Source organism: Klebsiella variicola, assembly GCF_000828055.2.
In the GTDB taxonomy this organism is placed as follows: domain Bacteria; phylum Pseudomonadota; class Gammaproteobacteria; order Enterobacterales; family Enterobacteriaceae; genus Klebsiella; species Klebsiella variicola.
The window spans coordinates 3,469,692-3,496,231 of sequence record NZ_CP010523.2 but is presented as its reverse complement, the minus strand read 5'-3'; the positions used below and the strand labels follow the sequence as shown (position 1 = coordinate 3,496,231).

26 protein-coding genes are annotated in these 26,540 nt (G+C 58.1%); 23 read left to right on the top strand and 3 right to left on the bottom strand.

Going from position 1 to position 26,540, the window contains the following annotated elements:
• The first annotated feature begins 77 nt into the window (after positions 1–77).
• Positions 78–1,613 carry a murein biosynthesis integral membrane protein MurJ gene (gene murJ, locus SP68_RS16455; RefSeq protein ID WP_012968575.1) on the top strand — a complete coding sequence of 512 codons (1,536 nt, stop codon included), beginning with the start codon at positions 78–80 and terminating at the stop codon, positions 1,611–1,613.
• A 53-nt stretch (positions 1,614–1,666) separates the two neighbouring features.
• Here murJ and SP68_RS16450 read toward each other — a convergent pair whose 3' ends face one another.
• The gene (locus SP68_RS16450; RefSeq protein ID WP_040975261.1) at positions 1,667–2,881 is read right to left on the bottom strand and encodes an MFS transporter; all 1,215 of its coding nucleotides are present in this window, start codon (positions 2,879–2,881) and stop codon (positions 1,667–1,669) included.
• 16 nt (positions 2,882–2,897) lie between these two features.
• On the opposite strand from SP68_RS16450, the gene SP68_RS16445 reads away from it, so the two are divergent.
• Entirely contained in the window at positions 2,898–3,926 is a 1,029-nt protein-coding gene (locus SP68_RS16445; RefSeq protein WP_162499987.1) for a LysR family transcriptional regulator, read from the top strand.
• 38 nt (positions 3,927–3,964) lie between these two features.
• Here SP68_RS16445 and rne read toward each other — a convergent pair whose 3' ends face one another.
• Complete coding sequence (gene rne / locus SP68_RS16440) at positions 3,965–7,204, bottom strand: ribonuclease E (RefSeq protein WP_040975263.1); 3,240 nt, start codon at positions 7,202–7,204, stop codon at positions 3,965–3,967.
• A gap of 699 nt (positions 7,205–7,903) precedes the next feature.
• Here rne and rluC point away from each other — a divergent pair.
• A complete protein-coding gene (gene rluC / locus SP68_RS16435; RefSeq protein WP_012542245.1) occupies positions 7,904–8,857 on the top strand; it encodes a 23S rRNA pseudouridine(955/2504/2580) synthase RluC in 954 nt (317 codons plus the stop codon).
• Positions 8,858–8,894: 37 nt separating this feature from the next.
• Here rluC and SP68_RS16430 read toward each other — a convergent pair whose 3' ends face one another.
• Positions 8,895–9,479 carry a Maf family protein gene (locus SP68_RS16430; protein WP_008805982.1) on the bottom strand — a complete coding sequence of 195 codons (585 nt, stop codon included), beginning with the start codon at positions 9,477–9,479 and terminating at the stop codon, positions 8,895–8,897.
• Positions 9,480–9,620: 141 nt separating this feature from the next.
• On the opposite strand from SP68_RS16430, the gene yceD reads away from it, so the two are divergent.
• From yceD to ycfP, 20 genes are all read left to right on the top strand, one after another.
• The gene (gene yceD, locus SP68_RS16425) at positions 9,621–10,142 is read left to right on the top strand and encodes a 23S rRNA accumulation protein YceD (RefSeq protein ID WP_008805983.1); all 522 of its coding nucleotides are present in this window, start codon (positions 9,621–9,623) and stop codon (positions 10,140–10,142) included.
• A gap of 16 nt (positions 10,143–10,158) precedes the next feature.
• Positions 10,159–10,332, top strand: a complete 174-nt coding sequence (gene rpmF, locus SP68_RS16420; protein ID WP_000290724.1) for a 50S ribosomal protein L32 — start codon at positions 10,159–10,161, stop codon at positions 10,330–10,332.
• Positions 10,333–10,535: 203 nt separating this feature from the next.
• Positions 10,536–11,633 carry a phosphate acyltransferase PlsX gene (gene plsX / locus SP68_RS16415; RefSeq protein WP_012542244.1) on the top strand — a complete coding sequence of 366 codons (1,098 nt, stop codon included), beginning with the start codon at positions 10,536–10,538 and terminating at the stop codon, positions 11,631–11,633.
• Positions 11,634–11,687: 54 nt separating this feature from the next.
• Positions 11,688–12,641, top strand: coding sequence for a beta-ketoacyl-ACP synthase III (locus tag SP68_RS16410; protein ID WP_040975269.1), 954 nt, complete (start codon positions 11,688–11,690; stop codon positions 12,639–12,641).
• 15 nt (positions 12,642–12,656) lie between these two features.
• A complete protein-coding gene (gene fabD / locus SP68_RS16405; protein ID WP_012542242.1) occupies positions 12,657–13,586 on the top strand; it encodes an ACP S-malonyltransferase in 930 nt (309 codons plus the stop codon).
• A 12-nt stretch (positions 13,587–13,598) separates the two neighbouring features.
• A complete protein-coding gene (fabG, locus tag SP68_RS16400) occupies positions 13,599–14,333 on the top strand; it encodes a 3-oxoacyl-ACP reductase FabG (RefSeq protein WP_002899294.1) in 735 nt (244 codons plus the stop codon).
• Positions 14,334–14,543: 210 nt separating this feature from the next.
• Positions 14,544–14,780, top strand: coding sequence for an acyl carrier protein (acpP, locus tag SP68_RS16395; RefSeq protein WP_000103754.1), 237 nt, complete (start codon positions 14,544–14,546; stop codon positions 14,778–14,780).
• Positions 14,781–14,869: 89 nt separating this feature from the next.
• Positions 14,870–16,111: a beta-ketoacyl-ACP synthase II gene (gene fabF / locus SP68_RS16390; RefSeq protein ID WP_012542241.1), complete on the top strand. Its 1,242-nt coding sequence runs from the start codon at positions 14,870–14,872 to the stop codon at positions 16,109–16,111.
• A 125-nt stretch (positions 16,112–16,236) separates the two neighbouring features.
• Entirely contained in the window at positions 16,237–17,046 is an 810-nt protein-coding gene (pabC, locus tag SP68_RS16385; protein WP_012542240.1) for an aminodeoxychorismate lyase, read from the top strand.
• 1 nt (position 17,047) lies between these two features.
• Positions 17,048–18,070: a cell division protein YceG gene (yceG, locus tag SP68_RS16380; RefSeq protein WP_016160617.1), complete on the top strand. Its 1,023-nt coding sequence runs from the start codon at positions 17,048–17,050 to the stop codon at positions 18,068–18,070.
• Positions 18,060–18,701: a dTMP kinase gene (gene tmk, locus SP68_RS16375; protein WP_008805990.1), complete on the top strand. Its 642-nt coding sequence runs from the start codon at positions 18,060–18,062 to the stop codon at positions 18,699–18,701. Before yceG ends, tmk begins: the two co-directional genes overlap by 11 nt.
• Positions 18,698–19,702, top strand: a complete 1,005-nt coding sequence (gene holB / locus SP68_RS16370) for a DNA polymerase III subunit delta' (protein ID WP_008805991.1) — start codon at positions 18,698–18,700, stop codon at positions 19,700–19,702. Before tmk ends, holB begins: the two co-directional genes overlap by 4 nt.
• Positions 19,703–19,712: 10 nt before the next feature.
• Positions 19,713–20,507, top strand: a complete 795-nt coding sequence (locus SP68_RS16365) for a metal-dependent hydrolase (protein ID WP_008805992.1) — start codon at positions 19,713–19,715, stop codon at positions 20,505–20,507.
• A gap of 296 nt (positions 20,508–20,803) precedes the next feature.
• Complete coding sequence (gene ptsG, locus SP68_RS16360; RefSeq protein WP_008805993.1) at positions 20,804–22,237, top strand: PTS glucose transporter subunit IIBC; 1,434 nt, start codon at positions 20,804–20,806, stop codon at positions 22,235–22,237.
• Positions 22,238–22,498: 261 nt separating this feature from the next.
• A complete protein-coding gene (gene hinT, locus SP68_RS16355; RefSeq protein ID WP_004204571.1) occupies positions 22,499–22,855 on the top strand; it encodes a purine nucleoside phosphoramidase in 357 nt (118 codons plus the stop codon).
• A gap of 4 nt (positions 22,856–22,859) precedes the next feature.
• Positions 22,860–23,234 (top strand): YcfL family putative periplasmic lipoprotein, encoded by a 375-nt coding sequence (locus tag SP68_RS16350; RefSeq protein ID WP_002900683.1) that lies wholly within the window; start codon positions 22,860–22,862, stop codon positions 23,232–23,234.
• A 21-nt stretch (positions 23,235–23,255) separates the two neighbouring features.
• Positions 23,256–23,894: a penicillin-binding protein activator LpoB gene (gene lpoB, locus SP68_RS16345; RefSeq protein WP_162499988.1), complete on the top strand. Its 639-nt coding sequence runs from the start codon at positions 23,256–23,258 to the stop codon at positions 23,892–23,894.
• Positions 23,875–24,702 carry a thiamine kinase gene (gene thiK / locus SP68_RS16340; RefSeq protein WP_022065356.1) on the top strand — a complete coding sequence of 276 codons (828 nt, stop codon included), beginning with the start codon at positions 23,875–23,877 and terminating at the stop codon, positions 24,700–24,702. The genes lpoB and thiK overlap by 20 nt, the downstream gene beginning before the upstream one ends.
• A gap of 23 nt (positions 24,703–24,725) precedes the next feature.
• The gene (gene nagZ, locus SP68_RS16335; RefSeq protein ID WP_162494430.1) at positions 24,726–25,736 is read left to right on the top strand and encodes a beta-N-acetylhexosaminidase; all 1,011 of its coding nucleotides are present in this window, start codon (positions 24,726–24,728) and stop codon (positions 25,734–25,736) included.
• A gap of 35 nt (positions 25,737–25,771) precedes the next feature.
• On the top strand, positions 25,772–26,314 hold the full coding sequence (gene ycfP, locus SP68_RS16330) for an alpha/beta hydrolase YcfP (protein WP_002900775.1): 543 nt from the start codon (positions 25,772–25,774) through the stop codon (positions 26,312–26,314).
• Positions 26,315–26,540 lie beyond the last annotated feature (226 nt).

Here is a 26,540-nt window from a genome sequence, read left to right as displayed (position 1 = left end):
GAACCCGGTAGACTATCGCCACTTTCCAGCGCCCGCATTTGCGGGCGTTTTACTCCAGGGTTTGGAATAACAGCGTAATGAATCTTTTAAAATCACTGGCGGCCGTCAGTTCGATGACCATGTTTTCGCGCGTGCTGGGCTTTGCCCGCGATGCGATTGTGGCGCGCATTTTTGGTGCCGGGATGGCGACCGATGCCTTTTTTGTCGCCTTCAAACTGCCTAATCTGCTGCGGCGTATTTTTGCCGAAGGCGCCTTCTCGCAGGCGTTTGTGCCGATCCTTGCCGAATATAAAAGCAAGCAGGGCGAAGATGCCACCCGGGTGTTTGTCTCGTATGTCTCCGGATTACTGACCCTGGCCCTGGCGATCGTCACCGTTATCGGGATGCTGGCGGCGCCGTGGGTGATCACCATCACCGCCCCCGGGTTTGCTGATACCGCCGATAAATTTGCGCTGACCACCCAATTGCTGCGCATTACCTTCCCCTATATTTTGCTGATCTCCCTGGCCTCGCTGGTGGGGGCGATCCTCAATACCTGGAACCGTTTCTCGGTGCCGGCCTTTGCCCCGACGTTCCTCAACGTCAGCATGATTAGCTTTGCGCTGTTTGCCGCGCCGTACTTCCATCCGCCGGTGCTGGCGCTGGCCTGGGCGGTGACGGTCGGCGGCGTGCTGCAGCTGGCCTACCAGTTGCCGCACCTGAAGAAGATTGGCATGCTGGTTCTGCCCAGAATTAATCTGAAAGATGCTGGCGCGATGCGGGTAGTGAAGCAGATGGGGCCGGCGATCCTTGGCGTGTCGGTAAGCCAGATCTCCCTCATCATCAATACCATCTTCGCCTCGTTTCTCGTGTCGGGATCGGTGTCATGGATGTACTATGCCGACCGTCTGATGGAGTTTCCGTCAGGTGTCCTGGGCGTGGCCCTTGGCACCATCCTGCTGCCGTCGTTGTCGAAAAGCTTCGCCAGTGGTAACCATGACGAGTATTGCCGCCTGATGGACTGGGGCCTGCGACTCTGCTTCCTGCTGGCGCTGCCGAGCGCGGTGGCGCTGGGGATCCTCGCTAAACCGCTGACCGTGGCCCTGTTCCAGTACGGTAAATTCAGCGCCTTTGACGCGGCGATGACCCAGCGCGCGCTGGTGGCCTATTCCGTGGGGCTGATGGGGCTTATCGTGGTGAAAGTGCTGGCGCCGGGCTTCTATTCCCGTCAGGACATCAAAACGCCGGTGAAGATTGCCATTGTCACCCTGATTATGACCCAGGTGATGAACCTGGCGTTTATCGGCCCGCTCAAGCACGCGGGCCTGTCACTGTCCATAGGGCTGGCGGCCTGCCTGAACGCCGCGCTGCTCTACTGGCAACTGCGTAAACAGAAAATTTTCACCCCACAGCCCGGCTGGCTGACTTTCCTGCTGCGTCTGGTCGCGGCGGTGGTGGTGATGGCCGCGGCGCTGCTGGGCGTCATGCATCTCATGCCGGAGTGGTCTCAGGGGACAATGCCGTTCCGCCTGATGCGCCTGCTGGTGGTGGTGGTCGCCGGAGTAGTGGCTTATTTCGCTACGCTGCTGGTGTTGGGCTTCCGCGTAAAAGAGTTTGCCCGTCGCACAGCGTAAGCCATTGCGACGGAAAGAGGAAACCCGCTTCGCTCAGGCGAAGCGGGTTTTTTTTATGATGTGCGGCGTTCGGCTGCGATGAGGCGCGCACTCTCCAGCAGGCGGATCGCCAGGGCAATTGCCCCGCTGACGACGGCGAGGGTGACCACTCCGTTCCAGCCGGCCAGCACGTACAGCTTGCTGCCCAGCACCGACCCCAGCGACATCCCGATAAAGACCACGGTGAACAGCAGAGCGTTCAGGCGGCCACGGGCCTGCGGCTCCAGGCTGTAAACCAGGTTCTGATGTGCCACCAGGCTTGACTGCAGGCCGAGATCGAAGCCAATAGCCGAGAGAGCAATCAGCGCCAGCTGGCCATGCAGAGGGAGCAGCGGCAGCATAAACATCAGGGCGAAGGAGAGGGTGACCAGCGCCGCGCCCATCTGAGTCACTTTACCGGCGCCAAACTTATCGGCCAGTCCGCCGGCCAGCGGTGCCGCCAGCGCCCCGGCGGCACCGGCGATACCAAAGCCACCCGCTACTGCGCTCCCCATGTGATAGTGTTCTGAGAGCATCACCGCCAGCGTCGACCAGAAAGCGCTAAAGGCGACAGAGAGCGCCCCCTGAGCCAGCGCAGCGCGGCGTAACGCCGGATAACGCAGCCACAGATGCGCCATTGAGGCCATCAGCTGCGGATAGCTCAGCGTCGAGTGAATGGCGAAGCGCGGCAGGACCCGCCACATCACCAGGCCAATCAGCGCCACGCTGACTGCAGCCGCCTGATACATCACCCGCCAGCCGAATACGGCGCCCACTACGCCGCTGACCGTCCTGGAAAGCAGGATCCCCAGCAGCAGCCCGGTCATCACCGTGCCCACCATTTTTCCCTGCTTGCCTGCCGGAGCGAGGATCGCCGCCGCCGGGACGATATCCTGCGCCATGGTGGCCGCCATACCGATCAGCAGACTGACCACCAGCAGTGAGGTGAGCTGGCCGGTAAGGCTGCACAGGAACAGCAGGATCGCCAGCATTGCGCTCTTCAGCAGGATCAGCCGGCGGCGATCGTGACGGTCGCCGAGCGGGAGCAGGAAGAGAATGCCGAGCGCGTAGCCAGCCTGCGTCAGGGTAGGAACCAGCCCCATCCCTTCTACCGACAGATGGAGATTGGCGCCCATCAGCGGCAGTAGCGGCTGCGCATAATAGATAGAGGCGACGCTAAAGCCGGCGCCGAGTGCGAGAATGAAGATAATCCAGCCTGCGTCGCGGGTGGAAAGGGAAGTCGGTGTCATGATCAGTACCTCATAGATGCGATGGCGCTATTTTTCCCTGAATGCAGCTGGCGCGGTAGCCGGGCTGGTGGTAAAACGGTTATACGTAGTACGTATAGGCAAAAGAAAAATGAAAAGACAGGAGCGTATAGACCGCATTGAGCTGATGCGCACCTATATTCGTATTATAGAGGCCGGCTCACTCTCCGCCGCCGCGGGGCAGATGGATACCACCCAGGCAACCGTCAGCCGCCGCCTGCAGTCCCTGGAAGGACTGCTGGGGGTGAAGTTGATCCTGCGCACCACTCATGCGATGAAGCTCACTGACGATGGCGAACGCTGTTATCGCCATGCCCGTCAGGTCGTGGACGCCTGGCTGGCGCTGGAGGATGATCTGCGTATTGCCGACGATCAGCCCGTGGGGGTGCTGCGGGTACGGGCTCCCCATGCTTTTGGCCAGCAACAGCTGCTGGCGCCGCTGGTCGCATTTCTGCAGCGTCATCCGCAACTGTCGGTCGAGTGGATGCTGAATGATAATACCGTCGACTTTCTCAGCGATAATATCGACTGCGCCATCCGCGTTGGCGCGGAGGTGGATCCGGCCACGGTATCCGTGCTGCTGGCGGAAGTGCCGCGCTGCGTGGTGGCTTCCCCTGAACTCCTGGCGAAGTACCCGCCGTTAACCTCGCTGGAGGCGCTATCCGGCCTGCCGTGGATCGCCATTAATACCTTTTATCAGCATGAGGTACGGCTCCGGCATCTGGAAAGTGGGCAAATCGTCTCGACGGCCATCACCCCCTGCCTGAGCACTGACAGCCTGTACGTCGCGCGAAATACCGCGCTGGCGGGACTGGGGGTGGCGATGGTGTCCAGCTGGACAGTCGTGGAGGATATTGCCGCCGGACGGCTGATTGAGCTGTTCCCGCAGTGGCGTCCCGCCTCGCTACCGGTTCATCTGGTTTATCCCTGGGCGCGCTATTATCCGACACGCCTGCGTAAGTTCCTTGACCTGATGCGGGAGATCATGCCGGATCTGGCCGGGATGCAGCGTCCGCAAAGCGCATAAAAAAACCGGCCAGAGGCCGGTTTTTTTATTAAGCACGCTTATTCGACGGGCTGTGGGCGGGTCGGTTCTGCGGTGGCTTTACGCGTCGCACTATGACCACCGGCGGCGCCTTTACCTTCAAAAGCGAACGGCGGGCGCACCCAGGTGCTGTGGCGCGGCGCTTCCGGGACATAGGCCGGAGCAGGCGCCCGGGTCATCGGCGCGGTAGCATGGCGATCGCCAGCCACAACCACGGGTTTGCTTACCGGCGTTTCAGCTTTGACCGGTTCGGCAGGGGCTGTTGGGGCGGCTTCGGTCACCGGTGCTTCCACCACGGTTTCCGTGGCCGGAACGATGGTTTCCACTGGCGCTTCAACGACAGGCGCCGTTTCCACCACTTCAGGTTCAACCGTGACCGGCTCGGCGTCGATCGTCACTGGCGCAATAGCCTGAGGCGCTTCGACAGCTGGCGCTTCGACCGGCGCTGGCTCGACAGCGGCTGGCTCGACAATTTCCGGAGTATCAACGATAACCGGCTCGGCGGCTACGACAGGTTCGACGACCACCGGCTCAGCGGTAACGGGCTCCATGGTCGCCGGCTCGACGGTAACTGGCGCGGCAGTGACGGTTTCAACCACGGCAACCGGTGTCGCAACAGCCTCGATGGCTTCAATGGCGCTGGTGTCCTGAACCGGAACCTCTTCCGGCTGCTGGTCCTGCGGACGAACGACCGGGTAGCGGATCCAGACTTTACCGGAAGCCATCTCCGGCGAGGCGCAGGCGACGGTCAGCGGCATAGGCGACTGGGTCGGATAGCGTTCGTCACGATAGCGACGACGGCGCTGACCGCTCACGCGCAGATGACGCGGGGAACGACGAGAGCGGCGCGGCATACCGTTCGCTTCACGGGATTCGCCGTTTTCATCGTGTTCCACTACGTTTTCCACTACCGCCGGCAGTTCGGCTTTCACCGGCTCGCTGCGCGGGGTGGCGACTTCAGCCACAACGGTCTCAGGCGCGATCTCGGCAGTCTGCTCGGCAACGGCTGACTCAATGCGTACTTTCTGGGAGAGCTGACGCGGTTTACGACGCGGCAGAGTCTGCACACGCTCTTCCTGCTCAGTCTCCTGTACTTCCGGCTCTTCACGCGTCTGCACCTTGGCTTCCTGCTGCGCCTGACGTTTATCGTCATTGCGGCGGCGGGAGCGTTCGCGGCGTGGCTGCTGCTCGTCGCGGGATTTGGCTTTGTCCGCGTCATCGCCGACGGTCTGGCGAGCGTCACGCGCTTCTACGTTTTGCGGCTGCTTTTCGCGACGATTGCGACGGTTTTCTTCACGCGATTCGCGCGGCTCACGACCCTCGGCATTGTCCGCGCGGGTGTCGCGATTGTCACGGTTATCGCGGTTGTCACGATTGTCGCGGTTATCACGGCGATCGTTGCGGTCGTTGCGATCGCGGCGGTTGTTGCTCCGCGGTTTGCGGCGCTCCTGCTGACGCTCCGGTTTTTCTTCCGCTTTCTTCTCGACCGGAACTTCAACCGGCTTGGCTTCTTCAGTGCCAGAGAAGATATTTTTCAGCGCGCTGAAGAAGCGTGAGAGCAGTCCCGGCTGGGCCGGCGCGGCGGCCGCGACCGGGGCAGCGGCGACCGCAGGGGCAGCCACAGGCTCTTCCAGCATCGGTGCCGGTGGGGCGTCAGGCATCACAAAGGCGGCCAGCGCAGGCTGCTCCGGACGTTTACGTTCTGCTGGCTCCTCGTCACCAGGCAGCGCCATCTCTTCTTCATGCAGCTTCGGCAGCAGATAGCTCAGCGTTGAGGTCTCTTCACCTTTGCGCACGCGCAGGACGGAGTAGTGCGGCGTCTGCATCTCGTCGTTTGGCACGATAATGACGCGGACATCGCCCTGACGGGATTCGATTGCGCTCACTGCGGCACGTTTTTCGTTCAGCAGATAAGAGGCGATCGGTACCGGAACGATGGCGTGGACTTCTTTGGTGTTCTCTTTCAGCGCCTCTTCTTCAATCAGACGCAGAATAGAGAGCGACAGCGATTCGTTATCACGCACGGTACCGGTGCCGGAGCAGCGCGGGCAGACGTGATGGCTGGATTCGCCCAGCGACGGGCTCAGGCGCTGGCGAGACATCTCCAGCAGGCCGAAGCGCGAAATATGGCTAATCTGAATGCGCGCGCGGTCCTGACGAACGGCTTCACGCAGACGGTTTTCCACCGCACGCTGGTGGCGAACCGGGGTCATATCGATAAAGTCGATAACGATCAAGCCGCCGAGGTCGCGCAGACGCAGCTGGCGGGCAATCTCGTCAGCCGCTTCAAGGTTGGTATTGAAGGCTGTCTCTTCGATATCGCCGCCGCGGGTGGCGCGGGCGGAGTTGATATCGATCGCGGTCAGCGCTTCGGTGCTGTCGATAACGATAGACCCACCGGAAGGCAGGCGCACTTCACGCTGGAAGGCGGACTCAATTTGCGATTCAATCTGATAATGGCTGAACAGCGGGATTTCACCGGTGTACAGTTTGATTTTGCTGCTGAAATCCGGACGACCCAGTGCGGCGATATGCTGGCGCGCCAGCTCGAGCACTTTCGGGTTATCGATCAGGATTTCGCCGATGTCCTGGCGCAGATAATCGCGGAATGCGCGGACAATCACGTTGCTTTCCTGGTGGATCAGGAACGGCGCCGGACGGCTTTCCGCGGCTTTCTGAATCGCTTCCCAGTGCTTCAGGCGGAAGCTCAGGTCCCACTGCAGGGCTTCGGCAGATTTGCCGACGCCAGCGGTGCGAACGATAAGACCCATGCCGTCCGGAAGCTCCAGGCTCGCCAGCGCTTCTTTCAGTTCAGTACGGTCGTCGCCCTCGATACGGCGGGAAATGCCTCCCGCGCGCGGGTTGTTCGGCATCAGGACCAGATAGCTGCCTGCCAGGCTGATAAAGGTGGTGAGCGCAGCGCCTTTGTTGCCGCGTTCTTCTTTATCAATCTGCACGATAACTTCCTGACCTTCGCGCAGCACGTCTTTGATATTAGGACGACCGTGCGCATTGTAGTTAGCAGGGAAGTATTCGCGGGCGATTTCTTTGAGGGGGAGGAAACCATGACGCTCGGCGCCGTAATCGACAAACGCGGCTTCAAGGCTAGGTTCAATGCGGGTGATTTTGCCTTTGTAGATGTTCGCTTTTTTCTGTTCGTGCCCGGGGCTTTCGATATCCAGGTCGTACAGGCGCTGCCCATCAACAAGGGCGACGCGCAACTCTTCCTGCTGAGTTGCGTTGATTAACATTCTTTTCATCGTAACTTACTCATTATTCTTACATTGACGACTAAGCTGCGGGCAGAGTAATGCCTTTCCGGGGGAAAACCGATGGCCTCGTGTCTGGTTCACGTCGCCAACCTCACGGTTGTCGCGCGCTTAAGAGGCGCAGAGTGTCGGTCGCCTGTGTTTCAAACGGAAACACAGCGCAATTATTCAGGGGAACAGCCTGGGATGTATCACCAGAGAATATTCCATTTATACTCGTCGTCTTTCGCGTTGCAGGCATGGTGGCTTAACCTGCTCACCTCGATCAAAGGATCCAGATGAGCTCCCGGGAGTCCCGGAGTTGACGCCTTCCTGCGACTTGAAATCCATAGAGCCTGTACCGGTAAGGACTGCAACCCGCAGCCCGCTAACTGTCTGAAAGATCACAACGTCTTACGCCATTGCTGCGTGGGCGATCGGTCAGACAAAATTGGTCATTCCGCTAATGTCTTGTTCTAACAAGATGCAATACGGAAAACGGTCTCATTATTCCATTGCTAACCTTGTTATAGCAAGTTGACTTTCACCTTTTATCACCCGGTTACTCACAGTTTTATCACCTGCCCATACAGATTGTTCTAATAACAAACAAAATGGCGGTCAGGTAAACCGTGAAAACAGGATAATGATAAATATAAGCATATAAAAATGAGTGGCGCTAATGCGTCCGGCTATTTAGAATCGCGCACCATGAAAACTGAGACCCCAACCGTAAAAATGGTTGCCATTGCTGCTGATGAAGCGGGGCAACGTATCGACAACTTTTTGCGTACCCAATTGAAAGGTGTACCGAAGAGCATGATTTATCGCATCCTGCGTAAAGGCGAGGTGCGGGTAAACAAAAAGCGCGTGAAGCCGGAGTATAAGCTGGAAGCGGGTGATGAAGTCCGTATCCCGCCGGTGCGCGTGGCGGAGCGTGAAGAAGAGGCGGTATCGCCGCATCTGCAGAAAGTGGCCGCGCTCTCTGAGGTGATCCTCTATGAAGACGATCATATTCTGGTACTCAACAAACCTTCCGGTACTGCGGTACACGGCGGCAGCGGACTGAGCTTTGGCGTGATTGAAGGGCTGCGCGCCCTGCGCCCGGAGGCACGTTTCCTTGAGCTGGTGCATCGTCTCGACCGCGATACCTCCGGCGTGCTGCTGGTGGCGAAAAAGCGCTCGGCGCTGCGTTCGCTGCACGAGCAGCTGCGCGATAAAGGCATGCAGAAAGACTACCTGGCGCTGGTGCGCGGCCAGTGGCAGTCGCATACCAAAGTGGTCCAGGCCCCGCTGTTGAAGAATATTCTGCAGAGTGGGGAGCGTATCGTTCGCGTGAGTCAGGAAGGCAAGCCGTCGGAGACGCGCTTTAAAGTGGAAGAGCGTTACGAATTCGCCACGCTGGTGCGCTGCAGCCCGGTCACCGGCCGCACGCATCAGATCCGCGTTCATACCCAGTATGCCGGGCATCCTATCGCTTTTGACGATCGCTATGGCGACCGCGAGTTCGACAAGCAGCTGTCCGGTACCGGCTTAAACCGCCTGTTCCTGCACGCGGCGGCGCTGAAGTTTACCCACCCGGGGAGCGGGGAGGTGATGCGCGTTGAGGCGCCGCTGGATAACCAGCTGAAGCACTGTTTACAGGTGCTACGTAAGAGCAAATAAGCGCAACGGCGGAATCAGTTCCGCCGTTTTTTTTGCTTTAACCTAACAGCGGATTGTTATTCTCGCGGCGCAGCATCTGACAGAGCGCGATTAAGGGTAAACCGACCAGAGTGTTCGGGTCGCGGCCTTCCAGTCGTTCAAATAGCGTAATCCCTAACCCCTCGCTCTTGAAACTCCCGGCACATTGCAGCGGGTTCTCTTTGCGGACGTAGCCTTCAATCTCTTTATCGCTGAGATGGCGAAAGTGAACGTCAAAGGGCTCGCATTCGGTTTGCAGATGGCCGGTGGCGGAGTTGTATAGCGCCAGACCGGTATAAAAGGTGACGATGGTCCCGCTGGCCTTTCGCAACTGCCGGCGGGCATTTTCTTCGGTGTGCGGTTTGCCGGTGATTTCACCGTCTAATACGCAAACCTGATCGGAGCCTATAATAAGGTGGTGCGGATAGCGGGAGGCCAGGCTTTGCGCTTTGGCTTGCGCCAGTCGGGCGACAAGCTGACGCGCGGATTCTTCCGGCAGCGGCGTTTCGTCAACGTCAGGCGCGGCACATTCAAACGGTAACCCCAGTTTTTCCAGCAGCATGCGCCGCCAGGGAGAGGTTGACGCGAGGATAAGTTCAGACATATTTTTTCATCCACATATAGCGCTTCGCAGAGCATCATCTTAAACTATGCGCCGCAATGTGTGCGAATAAATGGCAAAAGGCAACCTGAGGCTGCCTTTTTCTTTGACTCTATGACATTACAAAGTTAATATGCGCGCCCTATGCAAAAGGTAAAATTACCCCTGACTCTTGATCCGGTCCGCACGGCTCAAAAACGCCTTGATTACGAAGGCATCTATGCCCGCGATCAGGTTGAACGTGTAGCCGATTCTGTAGTCAGCGTGGACAGCGATGTGGAATGCAGCATGTCGTTCGCTATCGATAACCAGCGTCTCGCCGTCATTACTGGCGATGCAAAGGTGACGGTAACCCTCGAATGCCAGCGTTGCGGGAAACCGTTCCCTCATCACGTCCACACCACGTATTGTTTTAGCCCCGTCAGAAATGACGAACAGGCCGAAGCACTACCGGAAGCGTATGAGCCGATTGAGGTTAACGAATTCGGTGAAATCGACCTGCAGGCAATGGTCGAGGATGAAATTATCCTCTCCCTGCCCGTAGTTCCGGTGCATGATTCTGAACACTGTGAAGTGTCCGACGCGGACATGGTCTTTGGCGAACTGCCTGAAGAGGCACAAAAACCAAACCCATTTGCCGTATTAGCCAGCTTAAAGCGTAAGTAATTGAGGAGTAAGGTCCATGGCCGTACAACAGAATAAACCAACCCGTTCCAAACGTGGCATGCGTCGTTCCCATGACGCGCTGACCGCAGTCACCAGCCTGTCTGTAGACAAAACTTCTGGTGAGAAACACCTGCGTCACCACATCACTGCCGACGGTTTCTACCGCGGTCGCAAGGTTATCGCTAAGTAATCACGCGATACTCGCAGGATTTCCCGTTGCAGGCCATGGCGGGCGTGTGCGTCCTTGGACATTCGGTTAACCCGATCACCAGGGGCATCAATGCCCAAATTGTTGCGTCTGCAGCGTGAACATTCGCGAGTGCCAGCGTGATGAAGCTTAGTGAGGACTCCCCGGGCAACTGGGGAATCACCGAACCGGGCAGCGACGATACCTTGACACGTCTAACCCTGGCGTTAGATGTCATGGGGGGCGATTTTGGCCCATCCGTGACGGTGCCTGCAGCACTGCAGGCACTGAACTCTAATTCGCAACTCACACTTCTTTTAGTCGGCGACCCCGACGCCATCACGCCATTACTTGCCAAAGCTGACTTCGAACAACGTTCGCGTCTGCAGATTATTCCTGCGCAGTCAGTTATTGCCAGTGATGCGCGACCCGCACAGGCTATCCGCAGCAGTCGCGGAAGCTCAATGCGCGTGGCGCTGGAGCTTGTGAAAGAAGGGCGGGCGGAAGCCTGCGTCAGCGCCGGCAACACCGGCGCGCTGATGGGACTGGCGAAACTGTTGCTCAAACCGATCGAAGGTATTGAGCGGCCGGCGCTGGTGACGGTTCTGCCGCACCAGCAGAAGGGCAAAACCGTGGTGCTGGATCTTGGCGCCAACGTCGATTGCGACAGCACGATGTTGGTGCAGTTCGCCGTCATGGGCGCGGTGCTGGCAGAGGAAGTGGTTGGCATGACCAACCCGCGCGTCGCCTTGCTGAATATCGGCGAAGAAGAGATGAAAGGCCTCAGCAGCATTCGCGATGCTGCCGCAGTGCTGAAAACGCTGCCTTCCCTCAACTACATCGGCTATCTTGAAGCCAATGAACTGTTGACCGGAAAAACCGATGTGCTGGTTTGTGATGGATTCACGGGCAACGTCACATTAAAAACCATGGAAGGTGTTGTCAGAATGTTCCTTTCGCTGCTGAAATCTCAGGGAGAGGGCAAAAAACGGTCGTGGTGGCTGCTGTTATTAAAACGTTGGTTACAAAAAAGCCTGGCGAGGCGATTCAGTCACCTCAACCCCGACCAGTATAATGGCGCCTGTCTGTTAGGATTGCGCGGTTCCGTGATCAAGAGTCATGGTGCTGCCAATCAACGCGCCTTTAGCGTCGCGATAGAGCAGGCAGTGCAGGCGGTGCAGCGGCAAATTCCTCAACGGATCGCCGCGCGCCTGGAATCTTTATACCCAGCTGGTTTCGCGCTGCCGGAAAGCGACAGTGACGTGAACTCCCGACAGCAAAGCGGGACGAATGGCCACGATTGACGCCGCGGCAGGTTGAAAGAGGCGGGTATATTACCCAAGAGTGACTGAGCGTACATGTATACGAAGATTATTGGTACCGGCAGCTATCTGCCCGAGCAAGTGCGTACAAACGCCGACCTGGAAAAAATGGTAGAGACCTCTGACGAGTGGATTGTCACCCGCACAGGTATCCGTGAGCGTCGTATTGCCGCAGCGCATGAAACAGTTGCTACGATGGGCTTTGAAGCCGCAAAGCAGGCGCTGGCGATGGCGGGCGTGTCCGCGGAGCAGATTGGTCTGATTATCGTTGCGACCACCTCCGGCACGCACGCGTTTCCGAGTTCGGCATGCCAGATCCAGTCTATGCTGGGCGTTAAGGGTTGCCCGGCGTTTGATGTCGCGGCCGCCTGCGCCGGTTTCACCTATGCGCTGAGCGTCGCCGATCAGTACGTGAAGAACGGCGCGGTGGATTATGCGCTGGTGATTGGCGCCGATGTGCTGGCGCGTACTTGCGATCCCACCGATCGCGGCACGATCATTATTTTCGGTGACGGCGCGGGCGCGGTAGTGCTTGGCGCGTCTGAAGAGCCAGGCATTATCTCGACGCATCTGCATGCTGACGGCAGCTATGGCGAACTGCTGACCCTGCCGAACGTCGATCGCGTCGATCCGGAAAACCCGATCTATCTGACGATGGCCGGCAATGAAGTCTTCAAAGTGGCGGTCACCGAGCTGGCGCACATCGTTGATGAGACGCTGGCAGCGAATAATCTTGAACGTTCAGCGCTGGACTGGCTGGTGCCGCACCAGGCAAACCTGCGTATTATCAGCGCGACGGCGAAGAAACTGGGCATGTCGATGGATAACGTCGTTGTGACCCTCGACCGCCATGGCAACACCTCCGCGGCGTCGGTCCCTTGCGCGCTGGATGAAGCCGTTCGCGATGGCCGTATCCAACGCGGTCAGTTGATTCTGCTGGAAGCCTTTGGTGGCGGTTTCACCTGGGGTTCCGCGCTGGTTCGTTTTTAGTATAAGGATTTAAACATGACGCAATTTGCTTTTGTGTTCCCGGGACAAGGTTCCCAGGCCGTAGGCATGCTGGCCGATATGGCTGCCACCTGGCCGGTGATTGAAGAGACCTTCGGTGAAGCGTCCGCAGCGTTGGGTTACGATCTGTGGGCGCTGGCTCAACAGGGCCCGGCAGAAGAACTGAATAAAACCTGGCAGACTCAGCCGGCGCTGCTGACCGCCTCCGTGGCGCTATACCGCGTCTGGCAGCAGCAGGGCGGCAAAGCGCCGACCCTGCTGGCGGGCCACAGCCTCGGCGAATACTCCGCGCTGGTTTGCGCAGGGGTTATCGGTTTCGCTGATGCCGTTCGTCTGGTTGAACTGCGCGGGAAATTCATGCAGGAAGCCGTACCGGAAGGTACCGGCGCCATGTCCGCGATTATCGGCCTGGATGACGCTTCTATCGCCAAAGCCTGTGAAGAATCGGCCGAAGGGCAGGTTGTCTCTCCGGTGAACTACAATTCCCCGGGCCAGGTGGTTATCGCCGGGCATAAAGAGGCCGTTGAACGCGCTGGCGCCGCTTGTAAAGCCGCTGGCGCCAAACGCGCGCTGCCGCTGCCGGTGAGCGTGCCGTCCCACTGCGCGCTGATGAAGCCAGCTGCAGAAAAACTGGCGCTGGAGTTGCAGAAAATCACCTTCAACGCGCCGACGATTCCGGTAGTGAATAACGTCGACGTGAAATGCGAAACCACGCCGGACGCCATTCGCGACGCGCTGGTACGCCAGCTGTACAGCCCGGTCCAGTGGACCAAAACCGTTGAGTTTATGGCGGCGCAGGGCGTAACGCATCTGTATGAAGTTGGCCCGGGTAAAGTCCTCACCGGCCTGACCAAACGTATTGTTGACACCCTGACCGCTTCCGCGCTTAACGAGCCGGCGGCGATGTCTGCGGCGCTTGAGCAATAAAAGAGGAAAACCATGAGTTTTGAAGGAAAAATCGCGCTGGTTACCGGTGCAAGCCGCGGTATTGGCCGTGCAATCGCTGAAACGCTCGTCGCTCGTGGCGCGAAAGTTATCGGTACTGCGACCAGCGAAAGCGGCGCGCAGGCCATCAGCGACTATTTAGGCGCCAACGGTAAAGGTCTGATGTTGAATGTGACCGACCCGGCATCTATTGAATCTGTTCTGGAAAATGTGCGCGCAGAGTTTGGCGAAGTGGATATCCTGGTGAATAATGCCGGGATCACTCGCGACAATCTGTTGATGCGCATGAAAGATGACGAGTGGAACGATATTATCGAAACCAACCTGTCATCGGTTTTCCGTCTGTCAAAAGCGGTAATGCGCGCTATGATGAAAAAGCGTCATGGACGTATTATCACTATCGGTTCTGTGGTTGGTACCATGGGAAATGCGGGTCAGGCCAACTACGCTGCGGCGAAAGCGGGTCTGATCGGCTTCAGTAAATCACTGGCGCGTGAAGTTGCGTCCCGCGGTATTACTGTAAACGTTGTTGCTCCGGGCTTTATTGAAACGGACATGACGCGTGCGCTGACCGATGAGCAGCGTGCGGGTACGCTGGCGGCAGTTCCTGCGGGGCGCCTTGGCACCCCAAATGAAATCGCCAGCGCGGTTGCATTTTTAGCCTCTGACGAAGCAAGTTACATCACTGGTGAAACGCTGCACGTCAACGGCGGAATGTACATGGTCTGACCGAGATTTGTGCAAAACGTTCAGGAACCGCGCACTTCGCACGGTTCCCTGTGCGGTTTTGTGCGAAAAGATTTGCGTTCTTAGGGCAAACGGCCTCAAAATAGCGCAAAATCGTGGTAAGACCTGCCGGGATTTAGTTGCAAATTTTTCAACATTTTATACACTACGAAAACCATCGCGAAAGCGAGTTTTGATAGGAAATTTAAGAGTATGAGCACTATCGAAGAACGCGTTAAGAAAATTATCGGCGAGCAGCTGGGCGTTAAGCAGGAAGAAGTTACCAACAATGCTTCCTTCGTTGAAGACCTGGGCGCTGATTCTCTTGACACCGTTGAGCTGGTAATGGCTCTGGAAGAAGAGTTTGATACTGAGATTCCGGACGAAGAAGCTGAGAAAATCACCACCGTTCAGGCTGCCATTGATTACATCAACGGCCACCAGGCGTAAGTGAACATCTCCAGGCGGTCATTCGACCGCCTGAGTTTTATCTTTTTATTGTCCCACAAGAATCTATTTTCCCTCCCTGGAGGACAAACGTGTCTAAGCGTCGTGTAGTTGTGACCGGACTGGGCATGTTGTCTCCTGTCGGCAATACCGTAGAGTCTACCTGGAAAGCTCTCCTTGCCGGTCAGAGTGGCATCAGCCTGATCGACCATTTCGATACTAGCGCCTATGCAACGAAATTTGCTGGCTTAGTAAAGGATTTTAACTGTGATGACATTATCTCGCGCAAAGAACAGCGCAAGATGGATGCCTTCATTCAATATGGAATTGTCGCTGGCGTTCAGGCCATGCAGGATTCTGGCCTTGAAGTGACGGAAGAGAATGCAACCCGTATTGGCGCCGCTATCGGCTCCGGTATTGGCGGTCTCGGCTTGATCGAAGAAAACCACAGTTCGCTGGTTAACGGCGGACCGCGTAAGATCAGCCCATTCTTCGTTCCTTCCACAATTGTTAACATGGTGGCCGGGCATCTGACCATCATGTTTGGTCTGCGTGGGCCAAGTATCTCTATCGCGACCGCGTGTACTTCAGGCGTGCACAACATCGGCCAGGCCGCGCGCATCATCGCCTATGGCGATGCCGATGCGATGGTGGCAGGCGGTGCGGAAAAAGCCAGTACCCCGCTTGGCGTGGGCGGCTTCGGCGCGGCGCGTGCGCTCTCCACGCGCAATGACAACCCGCAGGCGGCAAGCCGTCCGTGGGATAAAGATCGCGACGGCTTCGTGCTGGGCGACGGCGCGGGTATGGTGGTGCTGGAAGAGTACGAGCATGCTAAAAAACGCGGTGCCAAAATCTACGCCGAGATCGTTGGCTTCGGCATGAGCAGCGATGCTTACCACATGACGTCACCGCCGGAAGATGGTGCGGGCGCCGCGCTGGCGATGGTGAATGCCATTCGCGATGCGGGTATCGAACCGGGCCAGATTGGCTACGTCAACGCCCACGGCACCTCGACGCCGGCGGGCGATAAAGCAGAAGCGCAGGCCGTTAAGTCAGTCTTCGGTGATGCGGCGAGCCGCGTCATGGTGAGCTCCACCAAATCCATGACCGGGCACCTGCTGGGCGCGGCAGGGGCCGTAGAGTCGATCTACTCTATCCTGGCGCTGCGCGACCAGGCGGTTCCGCCGACGATCAACCTCGACAACCCGGATGAGGGCTGCGACCTCGATTTCGTGCCACACGAAGCGCGTCAGGTTTCCGGTATGGAGTACACCCTGTGCAACTCCTTCGGTTTTGGCGGCACTAACGGTTCGCTGATCTTCAAAAAAGTGTGACAGGGCTTGCCCCGGTACTGCTTTAACAAAAGGCCCGTTCGTCGGGCCTTTTTTATTCGGCTTTCTCCGCTTGTCCTCTGCTCCGTGTCCTGAGACACTCACCGACCAGTGAAAAGGAGTCCTTTATGTTCTTGATAAATGGCGTTGAACAGGACACGCTGGCGGCGAACGATCGCGCCGCCCAGTTTGGCGACGGCTGTTTTACCACCGCCCGCATCCAGCAGGGGCAGGTTGCGCTACTGGACGCCCATCTGCAGCGTTTGCAGACAACCTGTGAAAAATTACAAATACCATTTCACGACTGGCTGACGCTGAGCGAAGAGATGCAGCGTCTGGCGCGGCCGCACGCGCAGGGCGTGTTGAAGGTGATCCTCACCCGCGGCGTTGGGGGAAGGGGATACAGTACGGCGGGCTGCGTGTCGCCCACCCGCATTCTCAGTGTCTCTCCATTCCCGGCGCATTATGCGCGCTGGCGGGAGGAGGGCATTACCCTGACCCAGAGCCCGGTGCCCCTGGGGCGCAACCCGTGGCTTGCCGGACTGAAGCATCTTAATCGCCTTGAGCAGGTACTGATCCGCTCTCATCTTGAGCAGACGGACGCCGATGAGGCGCTGGTCCTTGACAGTGACGGGTGGCTTACGGAATGCTGTGCCGCGAATTTATTCTGGCGTCAGGGACGGGATGTATTTACTCCGCGGCTCGATTACGCCGGGGTCAACGGCATTATGCGGCAGCGCTGTATCGCACAGCTGGCACCATCGGCGTTTCGCGTTGTCGAAGTGACAGCGCGTCCTGAGGTATTGCGTGAAGCCGATGAAGTGCTGATCTGCAATGCGCTGATGCCGCTGGTGCCGGTTCGTCGCTGGGAGGAGACCGTCTGGTCCTCGCGCGAGCTTTACCATTTTTTAGCCCCTTTGTGTGAGCTGTCTGGTTAGTATGAAGAAAATGTTACGTTTTATTCTGCTGTTAGTGGTGGTGCTGGGCATCGCCGCGGCGGCAGGCATGTGGAAAGTACGCCAGCTGGCGGACAGCAAGCTGCTGATTAAAGAAGAGACCATCTTCACCCTGGAGCCCGGTACCGGCCGTCTGGCGCTGGGCCAGGATCTTTATCGCGAGAAGGTGATCAACCGCCCGCGCGTTTTCCAGTGGCTGCTGCGGGTGGAACCTGAGCTGTCTCACTTCAAAGCCGGGACCTATCGCTTCACGCCGCAGATGACGGTGCGCGAGATGCTGCAGCTGCTGGCCAGCGGTAAAGAGGCGCAGTTTCCGCTGCGCTTTGTCGAAGGTATGCGCGTTAGCGACTACCTGCGCCAGCTGCGCGATGCCCCGTACGTGAAGCACACTCTCGAGGATGATAGCTACGCGACGGTGGCTAAGGCGTTGGGTCTTGAGCATGCCGACTGGGTGGAGGGCTGGTTCTGGCCGGATACCTGGATGTACACCGCCAATACCAGCGATATCGCCATCCTCAAGCGCGCGCATCAGAAAATGGTCGCCGAAGTGGCGAAGATCTGGGAAGGACGGATGGACAATCTGCCCTATGCCGATCAGAACCAGCTGTTGACCATGGCCTCGATTATTGAGAAAGAGACCGCGGTGGCGGAAGAGCGCGACCGCGTCGCGTCGGTATTTATCAATCGCCTGCGCATCGGTATGCGCTTACAGACCGATCCGACCGTGATCTACGGGATGGGCGAGGGGTATACTGGTAAGTTAACGCGTAAGGATCTCGAGACGCCGACCGCATACAACACTTATACCATCAGCGGCCTGCCGCCTGGTCCTATCGCAGTGCCGGGCGAGGCGTCGCTGAAGGCGGCCGCCCATCCGGCGAAAACGTCATACCTCTATTTTGTCGCCGACGGGAAAGGGGGCCATACGTTTACCACAAACCTGGTCAGTCATAACCGTGCGGTGCAGGACTATCTGAAAGTACTTAAGGAAAAAAATGCGCAGTAACTATATCGTCATCGAGGGGCTGGAGGGCGCCGGGAAGACCACCGCACGTCAGCTGGTGGTGGAGACGCTGCAGTCGGCAGGTATTCACGATATGGTGTTTACCCGCGAGCCGGGGGGCACTGTCCTTGCCGAAAAACTGCGTAGCCTGGTGCTGGATATCCAGTCCACGGGTGATGAGGTCATTAATGATAAAGCGGAAGTGCTGATGTTTTACGCGGCGCGCGTCCAGCTGGTGGAGACCGTGATTAAGCCCGCGCTGGCCCGCGGCCAGTGGGTGATCGGCGATCGTCACGATCTGTCGACTCAGGCTTATCAGGGCGGCGGCCGGGGAATCGACCGTACGATGCTGGCGACGCTGCGCGACGCGGTACTCGGCGATTTCCGCCCCAATCTGACGCTGTACCTCGACGTCACGCCGGAAGTGGGGCTGCAGCGCGCCCGGGCCCGCGGCGAACTGGATCGCATTGAGCAGGAGTCCATGAACTTCTTCAATCGCACCCGCGCGCGCTACCTTGAGCTGGCCGCTGCAGACCCGTCGATCCGTACGGTTGACGCGACCCAGCCGCTCGACGCCGTCGCTCGCGACATTCGCGCCACGATCGCCCAGTGGATGGCGGAGCAACCGGCATGAAATGGTATCCGTGGCTGCGCCCGTCGTTCGAGCAACTGGTCGGAAGCTATCAGGCCGGACGAGGCCACCACGCCTTGCTGTTACAGTCTCTGAGCGGGATGGGCGGTGAGGCGTTGATTTACGCGCTGTGCCGCTTCCTGATGTGCCGCCAGCCCGAAGGACATAAAAGCTGCGGCCACTGCCATAGTTGCCAGCTGATGCAGGCCGGCACACATCCCGATTACTATCCGCTGATCCCCGAAAAGGGCAAGAGTGCGCTGGGCATTGATGCGGTGCGCGATGTCAATGAAAAGCTCTATGAGCGCGCGCGCCTCGGTGGGGCGAAAGTGGTGTGGATTAGCGATGCCGCTTTGCTGACCGATGCCGCCGCCAACGCGTTGCTGAAAACGCTGGAGGAGCCGCCGGAGAATACCTGGTTCTTCCTCGCCTGCCAGGAGCCGGCGCGTCTGCTGACGACTCTGCGCAGCCGTTGTCGCCTGCACCACCTGGCGCCGCCGTCGGAGTCTTATGCCCTGGCCTGGCTGGAGCGAGAGGTGAACCTGCCGCAGGAGTCACTGTTGACCGCGTTGCGTCTGTGCGCCAGCGCGCCGGCCGCGGCGCTCGAACTATTACAGGAACCGCAGTGGACGGCGCGGCAGCAGCTGTGTCAGGCCCTGGCGGCCACTCTGGCGAGCGGTGACTGGCTGGCGTTGCTGCCGATACTCAATCATGAACAGGCGGCGGTTCGCCTGCACTGGCTGGCATCGCTGCTGGTCGATGCGCAAAAACGACAGCAGGGGATTGCCCTGGTGAGTAACCCGGACGTCTGGCCGCTGCTGGAGCAGCTGGCGCACAGCCTGCCCGCCGCCCGGCTGCAGGCGATCGCCCATGACGTCTGTACCTGCCGTGAGCAATTGCTGAACGTCGTCGGCGTCAACCGCGAACTGCTGCTCACCGAGCGCCTGCTGCGCTGGGAACATTACCTGCAACCCGGGACGGTTTTACCCGTATCCCACCTCTGAGTGAGACATTATGTTTTTAGTCGACTCCCACTGCCATCTTGATGGTCTGGATTATCAAACTCTGCACAAAAACGTCGACGACGTGCTGGCAAAAGCGGCCGCGCGCGATGTGAAATTCTGCCTGGCGGTCGCCACGACCTTGCCCGGCTACCGCAGTATGCGTGAGCTGGTGGGGACGCGTGACAACGTCGTCTTCTCCTGCGGCGTGCATCCGTTAAACCAGGACGAAGCCTACGAGGTGGAGACCCTGCGCACGCTGGCGGCGGAAGAGGGCGTTGTGGCGATGGGGGAGACCGGTCTGGATTATTTTTATACCCCGGAAACCAAAGCCCAGCAGCAAACCTCGTTTCGCGACCACATACGCATTGGCCGCGAGCTGAATAAGCCGGTGATCGTCCACACCCGTGACGCGCGCGCCGATACCCTGGCCATTTTACGCGAAGAAAAGGTGACGGATTGCGGTGGCGTACTACACTGTTTCACTGAGGACAGGGAGACAGCGGGTAAATTGCTCGACATGGGGTTCTATATCTCGTTTTCCGGTATCGTCACTTTTCGTAACGCCGAGCAGCTGCGCGATGCGGCGCGCTATGTTCCGCTGGATCGCCTGCTGGTGGAGACCGATTCGCCGTACCTGGCGCCAGTCCCCCATCGCGGCAAAGAGAACCAGCCGGCGCTGGTCCGTGACGTTGCGGAATACATGGCGGTACTGAAAGGCGTGTCGCTGGAGCAACTGGCCCAGCAGACCACCGATAATTTTGCCACTCTGTTCCATATTGACCCCGCCCGCTTACAACCTGCTTGATCTGCTTATTATTTTAAGGCTCGTAATTAATAACCAAAGCGAGTAAAGTTCACCGCCACAAAAGTGGCGGTGAAGGTTTTTTGGCAACATCTGGATACAACTTATGTAAGCTGATGTAAATTTTTACCGTAAGGCTGATTGAAACGTGATAGCCGTCAAACAATCATCCCGTTAATTATTTTACTCTGTGTAATAAATAAAGGGCGCTTAGATGTCCTGTCCACGGCACGGTTCTCCCCCCGGGCCAATGCGTGAAAACGTAAAAAAGTACCAAATACTCAGGAGCACTCTCAATTATGTTTAAGAATGCATTTGCTAACCTGCAGAAGGTCGGTAAATCGCTGATGCTGCCGGTATCCGTACTGCCTATCGCAGGTATCCTGCTGGGCGTCGGTTCCGCAAACTTCAGCTGGCTGCCAGCCGTGGTCTCCCACGTTATGGCAGAAGCAGGCGGTTCAGTTTTCGCCAACATGCCGCTGATCTTCGCTATCGGTGTGGCCCTCGGCTTCACCAATAACGACGGTGTATCCGCACTGGCTGCAGTCGTGGCTTACGGCATCATGGTGAAAACCATGGCGGTGGTTGCGCCGCTGGTGCTGCATTTACCTGCTGAAGAGATTGCGGCAAAACACCTGGCTGATACCGGCGTGCTTGGCGGTATTATCTCCGGTGCTATCGCCGCGTACATGTTCAACCGCTTCTATCGTATCAAGCTGCCAGAATACCTGGGCTTCTTTGCGGGCAAGCGCTTTGTACCGATTATCTCTGGTCTGGCCGCTATCTTCACCGGCGTGATCCTCTCCTTCATTTGGCCGCCGATCGGTTCCGCGATCCAGACCTTCTCCCAGTGGGCTGCTTATCAGAACCCGGTGGTAGCGTTTGGTATCTACGGTTTCATCGAGCGTTGCCTGGTGCCGTTTGGTCTGCACCACATCTGGAACGTTCCTTTCCAGATGCAGATCGGCGAATACACCAACGCGGCTGGTCAGGTGTTCCACGGCGATATCCCGCGCTACATGGCAGGCGACCCGACCGCGGGCAAACTGTCTGGCGGCTTCCTGTTCAAAATGTACGGTCTGCCGGCAGCGGCAATCGCGATTTGGCACTCTGCTAAACCGGAAAACCGCGCCAAAGTGGGCGGTATCATGATCTCCGCCGCGCTGACCTCGTTCCTGACCGGTATCACCGAGCCGATCGAGTTCTCCTTCATGTTCGTGGCGCCGATCCTGTACGTTATCCATGCCATTCTGGCGGGTCTGGCGTTCCCGATCTGTATCCTGCTGGGTATGCGTGATGGTACCTCGTTCTCTCACGGCCTGATCGACTTTATCGTCCTGTCCGGTAACAGCAGCAAGCTGTGGCTGTTCCCGATTGTCGGTATCTGCTATGCGATCGTGTACTACGTCATTTTCCGCGTGCTGATTAAAGCCCTGGATCTGAAAACACCGGGTCGTGAAGATACCACCGAAGAGAGCAAAGCTGGCGCAACCAGCGAGATGGCTCCGGCTCTGATCGCCGCTTTCGGCGGTAAAGAGAACATCACCAACCTCGACGCATGTATTACTCGTCTGCGTGTTAGCGTGGCGGATGTAGCGAAAGTTGACCAGGCTGGCCTGAAAAAACTGGGCGCCGCTGGCGTGGTAGTGGCAGGTTCTGGCGTACAGGCCATCTTCGGTACCAAGTCCGATAACCTGAAAACTGAAATGGATGAGTACATCCGTAACAGTTAAGACGTAGTATCGGGGAGACTAAGGCAGCCTATTGGCTGCCTTTTTTACGTTACGAGGTGAGGTTTTCTGAGGCGATAACCCTGAAGAGTATCCGGCAAATGCTTAATCCCTCAGCAGCTAAGTCTATAGTTGAATAAGAAAAACTGCTTTCAGGTTGAAAGAGAGGGAGGATGTCGCTCATACTCTTATCTGAACCTGTGCGTCCGCGTTTATCTGCAGAAGCAGGCCAGCGTATGGGATAAAACTAATAAGGAATCAGTCATGGCAGAAGAAACGATTTTCAGCAAAATCATTCGCCGGGAGATCCCGTCGGATATTGTCTATCAGGATGAGCTTGTGACCGCTTTTCGCGACATCTCCCCGCAGGCACCCACCCACATTCTGATTGTCCCGAATGTTCTGATTCCTACCGTGAATGACGTCACCACCGAACATGAGCTGGCGCTGGGCCGGATGATGACCGTCGCGGCGAAGATCGCCCGCGATGAAGGTCTTGCCGACGATGGCTACCGTTTGATCGTTAATTGCAACCGCCACGGCGGCCAGGAAGTTTACCATATCCACATGCATCTGCTGGGCGGTCGTCCGCTGGGCCCGATGCTGGCGCATAAAGGCTAACGCCATGCTCAGGACCCTTTTGGGCGCTTGCCTGGCGGCGGGACTGCTGGCCGGGTGTAGTTCACATCCGGAGATCCCGGTTTCTGACCAGCAGGCGCTGGTGATGGAGTCGAGCGTGCTGGCGGCCGGGATCAGCGCCAGCGAGCCTGCCGTGGTGGCGACGGAGATTCAGGCTACCGCCTCCTCAACGCTGTATAACGAGCGCCAGCAGCCGGTCACCGTGCACTATCGTTTTTTCTGGTATGACGCCCGAGGGCTGGAGATGCATCCGCTGGACGCGCCGCGCACCATCGTGGTTCCGGCACGCTCTTCGGTGACATTGTATGGTAGCGCCAATATCCTGGGGGCGCATAAGGCCCGCCTTTATCTTTATCTGTAAGGGGTAATTATAATGATGAAAATGTGTCGCTATGCGTTAATCACAGCACTGGCGATATTCCTCGCAGGCTGTGCGGGGTTACGTGAGCAGCCTGCGCCGGTCGAAGAGGCCAAACCGCAGCCGCAGCAGCCTGCGCAGCCGCAGCCCACGGTGCCGACGGTGCCGGCGGTTCCTGCCGTACCGTCGCAGCCGGGGCCCATTGAGCATCAGGATCAGCAGTCTGGTCAGCCGGCGCCGCGCGTGCGTCATTATGACTGGAACGGCGCGGTCCAGCCGCTGGTGGGGCAGATGCTGCAGGCCAGCGGCGTCAATGCGGGCAGTATTCTGCTGGTTGACAGCGTGAACAACCGCACCAATGGTACGCTGAATGCGGGAGAAGCCACTAGCGCGCTGCGTAATGCGCTGGCCGGCAACGGCAAGTTTACGCTGGTCTCGGCGCAGCAGCTGGGGGTCGCCAAACAGCAGCTGGGCCTGTCGCCGCAGGACAGCCTCGGCAGCCGCAGCAAAGCCATGGGTATCGCCCGCAACGTGGGCGCGCAGTATGTGCTTTACTCCAATGCCACCGGCAACGTCAACGCGCCTGAACTGAAGATGCAGTTGATGCTGGTGCAAACCGGCGAGATTATCTGGTCAGGTAAAGGTGCTGTTCAGCAACAATAAGCTGACGCGCGATGAGCTCTTGTCGCGCTTCTTCCCCCGCTATCATCCTGTCGCCTCGCTGAGCCAGAATGGCCTCAGCGGCGGCAGTGTGATTATCAGCGACGGCGACCAGCGGCACGTGCTGCGCCAGCCGCACGACCCATCAGCCGCTTCCTGTTATTTCCGCCGTCAGTATCGCGCGCTCCGCCAACTGCCTGCCAGGCTGGCGCCAGCCCCGCTGTTTTACTCACCCTGCTGGATGGTGGTGGAATATTGCGCAGGGGAGGTGAAAAGCGAGTTACCGGCCTGCCCTATGCTGTCAGACTTATTGTATGACGTGCATCAGCAACCGCGATTCGGCTGGCGTGTTACCCTCGCACCGCTGCTGGCCCAGTACTGGCAGACGTGCGATCCGGCACGGCGCACGCCGCGCTGGCTGCGCTGGCATCAGCGGCTGCGCCGCCGGGGCGAGCCCCGTCCTCTGCGGCTGGCGCCGCTGCATATGGACGTCCATGCCGGCAATATTATCCACAGCGAGTCCGGCCTGAGGCTGATCGACTGGGAATATGCCGGCGATGGCGATATCGCGCTGGAGCTGGCCGCGGTGTGGATTTCCCCTCACCAGCGCCGCCAGCTGGTGGCGGCGTATGCCCGGCGGGCGGCCATCGACGCGCAGCAGCTTTGGCGGCAGGTTGTACTTTGGCGCCCGTGGGTATTGCTGCTGATGGCGGGATGGTATGAAATGCGCTGGCAGCAGAGCGGCGATCGGCAATTTATCACGCTGGCAGATGAAATATGGTGTCAGTTAGACAACGAACGTAAAGGATAAGAGAGGTCAGTGTGGGCCCAGTCATGTTGGATGTCGAAGGGTATGAACTGGATGCGGAAGAGCGAGAGATTCTGGCGCATCCGCTGGTGGGAGGGTTGATCCTCTTTACCCGTAATTATCACGATCCGGCGCAGCTGCGGGAGCTGGTGCGCCAGATCCGCGATGCCTCCCGGAACCATCTGGTGGTGGCGGTCGATCAGGAAGGGGGACGCGTTCAGCGTTTCCGCGAAGGCTTTACCCGTTTACCGGCGGCCCAGTCTTTCGCCGCGCTGCTGGGGATGGAAGAGGGGGGCAAACTGGCCGCCGAGGCCGGCTGGCTGATGGCCAGCGAAATGATCGCCATGGATATTGATATCAGCTTTGCGCCTGTGCTGGACGTCGGCCATATCAGCGCCGCGATCGGCGAACGTTCTTATCATGAAGATCCGCAGAAAGCGCTGACGATGGCGCGTCACTTTATTGACGGGATGCACGCCGCGGGTATGAAAACCACCGGTAAACACTTCCCGGGGCACGGGGCGGTGACTGCCGATTCGCACAAAGAGACCCCGTTCGATCCGCGGCCGGCATCGGTGATTCGCGACCACGATATGGCGGTATTCAAAAGCCTCATCGCCGAACAGCGTCTGGATGCCATCATGCCCGCGCATGTGATTTACCCGGAGCTCGACCCGCGTCCGGCCAGCGGCTCAGCGTACTGGTTAAAAACGGTGCTGCGCGGCGAGCTGGGCTTCGACGGGGTGATTTTCTCCGACGATCTGTCGATGGAAGGGGCGGCGATCATGGGCAGCTATGCCGAACGCGGTCAGGCGTCGCTTGACGCCGGTTGCGATATGATACTGGTCTGCAATAATCGTAAAGGCGCGGTCAGTGTGCTGGATAACCTGTCGCCGATCAAAGCAGAGCGTGTTACGAAATTGTATCATAAAGGTTCCTTTTCCCGTCAGGAGTTAAGGGATTCAGCCCGTTGGAAAACGGTGAGTGCCCAGCTGGAGCAGCTTCATGCGCGCTGGCAAGAGGCGAAGTCCGCGTAACGCTCTGCGGGGCGTTGTTGTCTGGTGAGGATGCGATGATTATCTATTTACACGGTTTTGACTCGAACAGCCCCGGTAACCATGAGAAGGTGATGCAGCTGCAGTTTATCGACCCGGACGTGCGGTTGATTAGCTATAGCACGCGCCACCCCAAGCACGATATGCAGCATCTGCTGAAAGAGGTCGATAAAATGCTGCAGCTTACCGCCGATGACCGGCCGCTGATCTGCGGCGTCGGTCTTGGCGGCTACTGGGCGGAGCGGATTGGTTTTCTGTGCGATATCCGCCAGGCGGTGTTCAATCCAAACCTGTTTCCGCATGAAAACATGGAAGGCAAAATCGACCGCCCGGAAGAGTATGCTGACATCGCCACCAAGTGTGTGACCAACTTCCGTGAGAAGAATCGCGATCGCTGCCTGGTGGTGCTCTCCCGGCAGGACGAAGCGCTGGACAGCCAGCGTTCCGCCGATCTCCTGCACCACTATTATGAAATTATCTGGGATGAAGAGCAGACCCATAAGTTTAAAAACATCTCGCCGCACCTGCAGCGACTGAAAGCGTTTAAAACCCTCGGTTAAGCCTTTTCCCCTGTCGCCAAACCCGCGCCGTGTTCACCGCGCGGGTTTTTTTATGCCTACACTTATTGGTTTCGCTGAAAAAATACGCGACAAAACTTGATGCATATCAATTTTGGTATGACCAATGCACCGTTCATGGTATTCTCGACGGTGCTGAATGGTTTCATTGACGTAACTTGTTGTTAAATAAAGGCTATTATCATAACTTTTATTTAACAATTGGTTA